6 protein-coding genes and 1 pseudogene are annotated in these 7,522 nt (G+C 68.9%); 5 read left to right on the top strand and 2 right to left on the bottom strand.

What is annotated here, in order from left to right; all coding sequences use genetic code 11:
- Window positions 1–836 precede the first annotated feature (836 nt).
- Both AOZ53_RS32855 and AOZ53_RS32850 read right to left on the bottom strand, forming a co-directional pair.
- A complete protein-coding gene (locus AOZ53_RS32855; protein WP_054491033.1) occupies window positions 837–1,721 on the bottom strand; it encodes a dienelactone hydrolase family protein in 885 nt (294 codons plus the stop codon).
- Window positions 1,722–1,782: 61 nt separating this feature from the next.
- The gene (locus AOZ53_RS32850) at window positions 1,783–5,325 is read right to left on the bottom strand and encodes a DUF748 domain-containing protein (RefSeq protein WP_054491031.1); all 3,543 of its coding nucleotides are present in this window, start codon (window positions 5,323–5,325) and stop codon (window positions 1,783–1,785) included.
- A 249-nt stretch (window positions 5,326–5,574) separates the two neighbouring features.
- Here AOZ53_RS32850 and moaC point away from each other — a divergent pair, with 249 nt between their 5' ends.
- The 5 genes and pseudogenes from moaC to AOZ53_RS32825 all read left to right on the top strand — a co-directional run.
- The gene (gene moaC, locus AOZ53_RS32845; RefSeq protein WP_054428577.1) at window positions 5,575–6,063 is read left to right on the top strand and encodes a cyclic pyranopterin monophosphate synthase MoaC; all 489 of its coding nucleotides are present in this window, start codon (window positions 5,575–5,577) and stop codon (window positions 6,061–6,063) included.
- A complete protein-coding gene (locus tag AOZ53_RS32840) occupies window positions 6,044–6,295 on the top strand; it encodes a MoaD/ThiS family protein (protein ID WP_006390912.1) in 252 nt (83 codons plus the stop codon). Before moaC ends, AOZ53_RS32840 begins: the two co-directional genes overlap by 20 nt.
- Window positions 6,296–6,300: 5 nt before the next feature.
- Window positions 6,301–6,783, top strand: coding sequence for a molybdenum cofactor biosynthesis protein MoaE (locus AOZ53_RS32835; protein WP_054428578.1), 483 nt, complete (start codon window positions 6,301–6,303; stop codon window positions 6,781–6,783).
- Window positions 6,780–7,301: a molybdenum cofactor biosynthesis protein B gene (gene moaB / locus AOZ53_RS32830; RefSeq protein ID WP_054428579.1), complete on the top strand. Its 522-nt coding sequence runs from the start codon at window positions 6,780–6,782 to the stop codon at window positions 7,299–7,301. Before AOZ53_RS32835 ends, moaB begins: the two co-directional genes overlap by 4 nt.
- A gap of 5 nt (window positions 7,302–7,306) precedes the next feature.
- Window positions 7,307–7,522, top strand: a pseudogene (locus AOZ53_RS32825) (molybdopterin molybdenumtransferase MoeA); the annotation flags it as partial.

The following is a 7,522-nucleotide window of genomic DNA, read 5'->3' as shown; positions in this document are numbered from 1 at the left end:
TACGGGGTCTGGCGCACCGGGCAAGCCTTCGATCCCGGGAGGTTGAACCTGAAAACAGCTTGATCCGGACCATAGAATCTCGTCCGCCTTCGGCTCCCTACGGTTTCCGTCGGGCGCATCTACACGCCCCGCCCTCCGCCTGCGCCGTCCCGCCGGGCTCATGATGTCTTGGTGCCCGCGTTGCCGGGGCGAATGGGGTGCTTGGCGTGGTTGGCCACGTCAACGGGGGGGTGGGAGGAGTTTGCGGGGCCCGCCAAAAGGCGGCCGCGCGGGCGGCCTTTTTTGGCTTACGCGGGGTCTTGCAGGTCACGATGAACGCTGCGCGCGTCGGCAGGTTTGGCGTTGGAGCTTGTGGGTGACTTGGGGCTTTGGAGCTTGTGGAATTGGCTTTGGAGCTTTTGGGCAACTGGCTTTGAAACTGCGTCGCGTGTTCGCGCGTTCACGTTCCCGTGCGACATGAAGGGTCGCGGCGCTTGACCTGTATCTCCCTCGTGCCGCACCCTCCAGCCGCGCGCAGCGCCGCTCTCACGACGCACCGCTAAAGCGTATGCCAGGACCGGCTGCCCGCGCAGCCGGTCCTGGCGGGCGACGCAAGATCTCTCCCCTCCCTCGGCCCGAGCGGCCTCACCCATGCAGATGTCGGTAGCCCCTGGCGGCGGTCGGGCAGGCGGGGCGCAACCTCGATGCGCCCGAGGGAATCTGAAGGCAGTCGCCGAAGGCGACAACGAAGATGACAACGGGGCAGTCCGGAGCGAACGCTCCGGACCGCAATCGTGGGCGCGCCCCGCCTGCCCGACCGCCGCCAGGGGCGGCCTACGAAGAACAACCGTAACGCCTCACCCACCCAACCCATTCTGCTTGAACCAGTCAAGCATCCTCTGCCAAGCCTGCTCCGCCTCGGCCTTGCGGTAACTCGGCCGATAGTCGGCGTGGAAGGCGTGAGGGGCTTCGGGGTAGACGTCGATGCGGGAGGCCTTGGCGGCGGCGGGGCCCTTGGCGAGTTCGATGCGCATCTTGTCGACGTCGGTCTGGGGAATGCCGGCGTCCTTGCCGCCGTAGGCGCCGAGGACGGGCGCCTTGAGGTCGTTGACCAGGCTCAGGACCGACTTGGGCTTGAGTTCGCTCGGGTCGCCGCCCAACTGGCCGTACCAGGCGGCGCCGGCCTTGAGTTTGGGGTTGTGGGCGGCGTAGAGCCAGACCTGGCGGCCGCCCCAGCAGAAGCCGAGGATGCCGAGCTTGTCGTCGCTGCCGCCGTTGGCGGCGGCCCAGGCGACGGTGGCGTCGAGGTCGCCCTGCACCTGCTTGTCGGGCACCTTGCTGATGATCTCGGCCTGCAGCTTGGGGATCTCGGTGTACTTGGACGGATCGCCCTGGCGCGCGAACAGCTCGGGCGCGATGGCCAGGTAGCCCAGGTGGGCCAGGCGGCGGCAGACGTCCTGGATGTACTCGTGCACGCCGAAGATCTCCGACACCACCAGCAGCGTCGGCAGGTTCTTCTTGCCGGCGGGCGCGGCGCGGTAGGCGGGCATCTTGCCGTCGGTGGTGGGAATGTCCACCTTGCCGGCGGTCAGGCCGTTGGCGTCGGTCTTGATGGCGGTCTGGGCCACGGCGGGGCCGGCGGCCAGCGAGAAGCCGGCCGCGACGGTGGTGGCGATGAAGCCGCGCCGGTCCAGTTTGAGGGGCGGCAGCAGGCTGTCGAAATGCGCGTCCTGGTCTTTCATCATGCATCTCCGGGCAAAGGACGGCCGCCGGACGCGGGCGCGTCCTGGCGGGCCGCCGGGTTCACTTCAGGGAGAAGTCCACGCGCGAGGGCAAGCCCTCGTCCTTGATGCCATCGGCGTCCAGTTGCGGGGCAACGATGAACACGCGATCCGCGAGTCCTTCCTGGGCTTGCAGCTTCTCATACACCGCTTGCGCGCGCGCGTCGGCCAGTTGGCGCAACTGCTCGTCGCCCACCGGGGCCGCGGCGCGCAGCATCTCCTCCATCTGTTGCGGCGGCACGGACTTGGCCATGCCGATGAAATTGCGCGGCTTGTCCTTGATGTCCGTGTCGTCGTAGACCTTTTCCAGGTACTTGGCGCGCTCGGCGCCCGAGACCTCGACGCCGGCCGGGTTCGGCTTCTTGCCGCGCGGGGCGACGTCGCGGGCCTTGGCCAGGCGGATCTGGGCATCGACCCAGGCCTGGCGCAGGCCGTCCAGGTCGGTCTTGGGATCGGCGCGGCCGCTCAGGTCCATCTTGAGCGCGGGGCGGTCGGCCAGGGCCTTGGTCAGGGTCTCGACGCGCTGCAGCGTGTCGTCGGTGAGCGCGGCGCTGCCGGGCGCGAATTCCACGTACGACAGTTCCTCGCCGCCGCCGAAGGCCGATGCCAGCAGGCTGAAGGGCGAGGTGACGGCCTTGACCACCAGGTTCAACAGCACCCGCACGACGATGCCGCCGACCGAGAACTCGGGGTCGTCGAGCGAGCCGGAGATCGGCAGGTTGATGTCGATGTTGCCGCGCGAGTCCTTCAGCAGGGCCACGGCCAGCAGCACCGGCAGCTTGGTGGCGTCGGGGCTGTTGGTCTTGTCGCCGAAGGTGAGCTGGTTCAGCACCACGTGGTTGGTGGCCTGCAGCGCGCGGTCCTTGATCTTGTATTCCAGGTCGACCGACAGCTTGCCGCGCTTGATCGGGTAGCCGACGTACTTGGCCGAGTAGGTGTTGAAGCGCGGCAGGTCCACGCCCTTGGCCGAGGCCTTCAGGTCGAGCGACAGGAACTTGGCGAACGGCTGCACCACGCCGCTGATCGACAGGGGCGCGGTGGTGTAGACGCGGCCGGTGACCTTGACCTTGGCGGGCTGCGGGTTGGTGGACGACACGGCCGTGATGGAGCCGTCGATGCTGGACAGCTCGGCCACGTAGTTGGGCTTGACGAAGCGGTCGGTGAAGGTCATGCGGCCGCGCGTCAGGGTGACGCTGTTGAGCGAGATGTCGGGCATGCCGCCGCCCTTGGCCGCGGGCGCCGGCGCTTCGGCGCGCCGGCCGGGGGTCTGCGTGTCCTGGGTGATGGAGCCGCCGGCCTGGCCGGGCGCGGCCACCAGGTCCATGACGTTCAGGCGGCCCTGGGCGTTCAACAGGATGCGGCCGTAGAAGTCATCGAGCGCGATGTCGCCCAGGCCGGCCACGATCTTCTCGCCGGCCACCGCAATGTTCATGCCGGAAAAGCCCAGGCGCTTCCAGTTGAGGAAGTCGTCCTTGTTGACGCGGTCCTGCAGGTCGACGTCCGTGACCTCGACGCCGCCCTTCCAGCCGGCCTTCATCGGCGCGCTGCCGTTGGCCGCCGCGAACTCGGCGTCGCCCTTGGCGCCCAGCGTGATGGCGCGCACGGTGGCGTTCAGGCTGGAAGCGAAGTACGGCGCGAACGAGGCGACGTTCAGGCCGGACAGGTCGACCGAGGTCTTGAGCGTGAGCGGCTGCGGCGTGAAGGCGCCCTTCAGGTCGAGCTTGCCGCCGCCCTGGATGCCGGCCGCGGCCAGCGTGAAGTTGCTGGCGCCCGGGCCCATGGCCAGGCGGTCGGCGGTGACGACCAGTTGCTGCAGCGCCACGTCGAGCGCGGGGTTCAGGGTTTCATCGCGCGCCTTGAATTGCGCCAGCTCGGCGCGCACGCCCGTGGCTGACGCATCGATGACGCCGTTCTTGTCCAGCACGTGCACCTGCGCGGTCAGCCCGAGGCGGCCGTCCTGCAACAGGATCGGCGACAGGCTGCGCACGGCCGGCGCGAACGGCGCCAGCGCGACGTTGCCCATGCGCACCGCCAGTTCCAGCGACAGCGGCTGCAGCACCAGCGGGCCCTTGGCGCGGATCCAGCCGCCATCGGTGCTGTTGTCCACGGTCAGCCAGAGATTGATGGGTTCGCCCTTGACCTGCGGCAGCGCCACGCCTTCGACGGTGACGGCCAGGCCGGTCAGGGTGTAGTCGAGTTTGCTGATGGCGTCGGTGACGTAGAGCTCGCCTTCGTGGATGTTGAAGGCGTCCAGCGTCACCTTCCATTCGGCCGGCGCGGCGGGCTTGGGCGGGGTGTCGGCGGCGGGCGGCGTGTCGGGAGTGGCGCCCGCAGGGGCAGGCTTGGCGGCCTGGGCGGGATCGGTCGCGGCAGGCTTGGCGGCCTGGGCAGGATCCGCCGTCGCCGGGACCGCGGGATTCGCGGCGGGCGCGCCCTGCTGCGTCCCCGGCTTGGCGGCGGTCGTCGCGGCGGGTTGGGCCGCCGGCGCCGGACCGCCCAGCTGCTTGAGCTTGTCGACCACGTCCTGCCAGTTCAAATGCTGGTTGCTGTAGCGGCGCGCGTACACCTGCGGCGCCCACAGGCCGACGTCGCCGACATAGACCTGGCGCGCGATCGGTTCGAGTTCGAGGCGGCTGACGGTCAGCGCGCTCCAGGCCGCCAGGCTCTCGCCGGCGCTGTCGCGCAGGTCGAACTGGCGCAGGCCCAGGTCGCCGACCACGCGGATCTTGGGCGGCGCGTCCTTGGGCTGCTCGAACACGATCTGCAGGTTCGAGTCGAGCAGCGCGCGCTCGAGCTTGAACGGCAACGGCATGGGCCAGACGTCGGCCCATTTTTCCAGTTGCAGGCCGGTGAAGGCGACCCGCAGCGTCGACGACGGCACCTTGTCGAAGGGCCGCGCCACGCCGGTCAGGTCGAACGGGCTGCCGTTGATGCGCAGGTGCAGGCGCGGCTGCACGTCGATGTCGGTGGCATAGCCGAAGGTGGAGATGAACGGCACGCCCACGGCCAGTTCGTCGATCACCTGCTTGCGGCCGGTGACCTTGTCGTCCAGCGTCACGACGCCGCCCTCGATCACCATGTTGTTCAGCGAGAAGCGCGGCAGGCCCTCATCGGGCTTGGGCGGCTCGTCGGGCTTGGCGGCCGTCATCTCGGCCACGCGCTGCTGCACGTCGGAGAAGTTGAAGCGGGTGACGTCCTCGCGCACGATCGACAGCGTGGGCGAACGCAGGGTGAAGCGGTCGACCACCGGCGCGAACCAGAACAGCGAGGACCAGGCGGCGCTGACGTTCACTTCCGAGGCCGTGAACAGCGGCGTCTGCGAGCCGGGCTGGGCCACGGCGAGATCGCGCGCGCGCACGGTCAAGGTGAAGGGATTGAAGGTGATCTTGCCGACGGCGACGTCGCGGCCCAGCATCTTGGCCACGTCCTGGGTCAGCACGTTGTGCAGGACCTTGGGCACTTGCCACGCCGCGATGCCACAGAGGATCAGCGCCACGGCCACGACGCCCAAGAGGATCTTGCCTAAGCGGCGGGTGAACCGGAACTTGGGCATCCGCAAGGGCATTGTGCGTCTCCTGGTACGAATTGAAGGCCATTATCGCGTCCTTCGAGCAAATTGGGGGGGCTTTTTGCAGCGGGCCGCCAAAAGCGAAAAAGCCCCCGCAGGGGCGCAAGAACAGGCGAACCGCGGCGGGCTTATCTTTCCTCAAGGCGCGGCCGGCGGCGGCTCGTCTATCATAGGCGTATCAGCGGCCCGCCACGGCCTGCCGGGACCGCTCTTTTCAATCATTAACAATTCTCGATCCCGATTCCCATGTCCACGCCCGCCCCCACCTTGAGTCACCTGGATGAAGCCGGCCAGGTCCGCATGGTCGATGTCATCGGCAAGACCGACACCGAACGCGTGGCCGTCGCCGCCGCCAGCATCCGCATGAACGCCGTCGCCTACGGCCTGCTGACGCAGCCGGGCCAGGGCAAGGGCGAGGTGCTCAACACCGCGCGCGTCGCCGCCATCCTGGCGGCCAAGCGCTGTGCCGAGCTCATCCCCCTGTGCCACAGCCTGCCGCTGTCGTTCGTCGGCGTCGAATTCGCGCTGGACGACGACGCGCACCGCATCGACATCCTGGCCACCTGCCGCACCAGCTACAAGACCGGTGTCGAAATGGAAGCCATGACCGCGTGCAGCGTCGCCGCGCTGACCATCTATGACATGTGCAAGGCGGCCGACAAGGGCATCGTCATCGAACACGTACGCCTGAAGTACAAGGCGGGAGGCAAAAGCGGTGAATGGCGCAACGATTAATCTTCTGTACTTCGCCCGCGTCGCCGAACTGGTCGGCAAGCGCTCCGAGGCCTGGCCGCTGGACGGCGAGTCCACCGGCGCGCAACTGCTGGCCGCGCTCGGCGAACGCTATCCGCAGCTGGCCCCGGCCGGCCGCCTGAAGCTGGCCATCAACCAGACCCACGCCAAGCCGTCGGCGCCGATACGCGCCGGCGACGAGGTGGCGGTGTTCGAACCCGTCACTGGAGGCTGAGCGCCATGGTCATCGTGCAGGAAGCCGACTTCGACGGCGCCGCGCTCACCGCCGCCCTGCGCGCCAGCGCCGGGCCGGGCGTGGGCGGCATCGTCACCTTCGTGGGCTACGTGCGCGACTACGCGCCGGACACGCCCACCGACACGCTCTACCTGGAACACTACCCCGGCATGTGCGAGCGCGAGCTCGAGGACATCGCCGCCACCGCCCGCGCGCGCTGGAACCTGGACGGCACGGTGATCGTGCACCGGGTCGGCGCGCTGACGCGCAATGCCCAGATCGTGTTCGTGGCCGCGGCCAGCGCCCATCGCGGCGACGCCTTCCGCGGCTGCGAATTCATCATCGACGCGCTCAAGACCCGCGCGCCCTTCTGGAAGCGCGAAACCCTGGCGGGTGGCGACAGCTTCTGGGTGGAACAACGCCAATCCGACCAGGACCGCACGCAGTCCTGGGACGCCGACACCCCGCCCCCCAAGGAGACTCCATGAACGACGCCTCCCCCGTTTCGCTGGCCTGCGCCGTGCTGACGGTCAGCGACACCCGCAGCGCCGGCGACGACACGTCCGGCAACCTGCTGGCCAACAGCCTGGCGCAGGCCGGCCACCAATGCGTGCGGCGCGACATCTCCAAGGACAACGTCTACCAGATCCGCCGCGTCATCAGCGACTGGATCGCCGACCCCGAAGTGCAGGTCATCCTGACCACGGGCGGCACCGGTTTCTCGCACGCCGATCACGTGCCGCAGGCCATCCTGCCGCTGCTGGACCGCGAGATCCCCGGCTTCGGCGAACTGTTCCGCCAGCTCTCCTACGAGGAAATCGGCAGCTCGACCATCCAGTCGCGCGCCTTCGCCGGCTCGGCCAACCGGACCCTGCTGTTCTGCCTGCCCGGTTCCAACAACGCCTGCGAGACCGCCTGGAACCGCATCATCCGCGAACAGCTGGACAGCGGCCACCGCCCCTGCAATTTCGCCACGCACCTCCAACCCCGCGACCAAGACCACTGACCCCCATGCTGGATTTCGACCAAGCCCAGACCCTGCTGGCCAACGCCGCCGCCCCCCTCGCCCGCCGCGAACACGTCGGCCTGGACGAGGCGCCCGGACGCGTGCTGGCGGCCGACCTCGACGCCACCGTGGACATCCCGCCGGCCGACAACAGCGCCATGGACGGCTACGCGCTGCGCCTGGCCGACTGGCAGCCGGGCGCGCGCCTGCCGATCCAGCAA

Origin of the sequence: Achromobacter sp. 2789STDY5608621 (assembly GCF_001299375.1) — a bacterium.
Taxonomy (GTDB): Bacteria; Pseudomonadota; Gammaproteobacteria; order Burkholderiales; family Burkholderiaceae_B; genus Achromobacter; species Achromobacter insuavis.
This window is presented reverse-complemented; position numbering and strand designations above follow the sequence as displayed.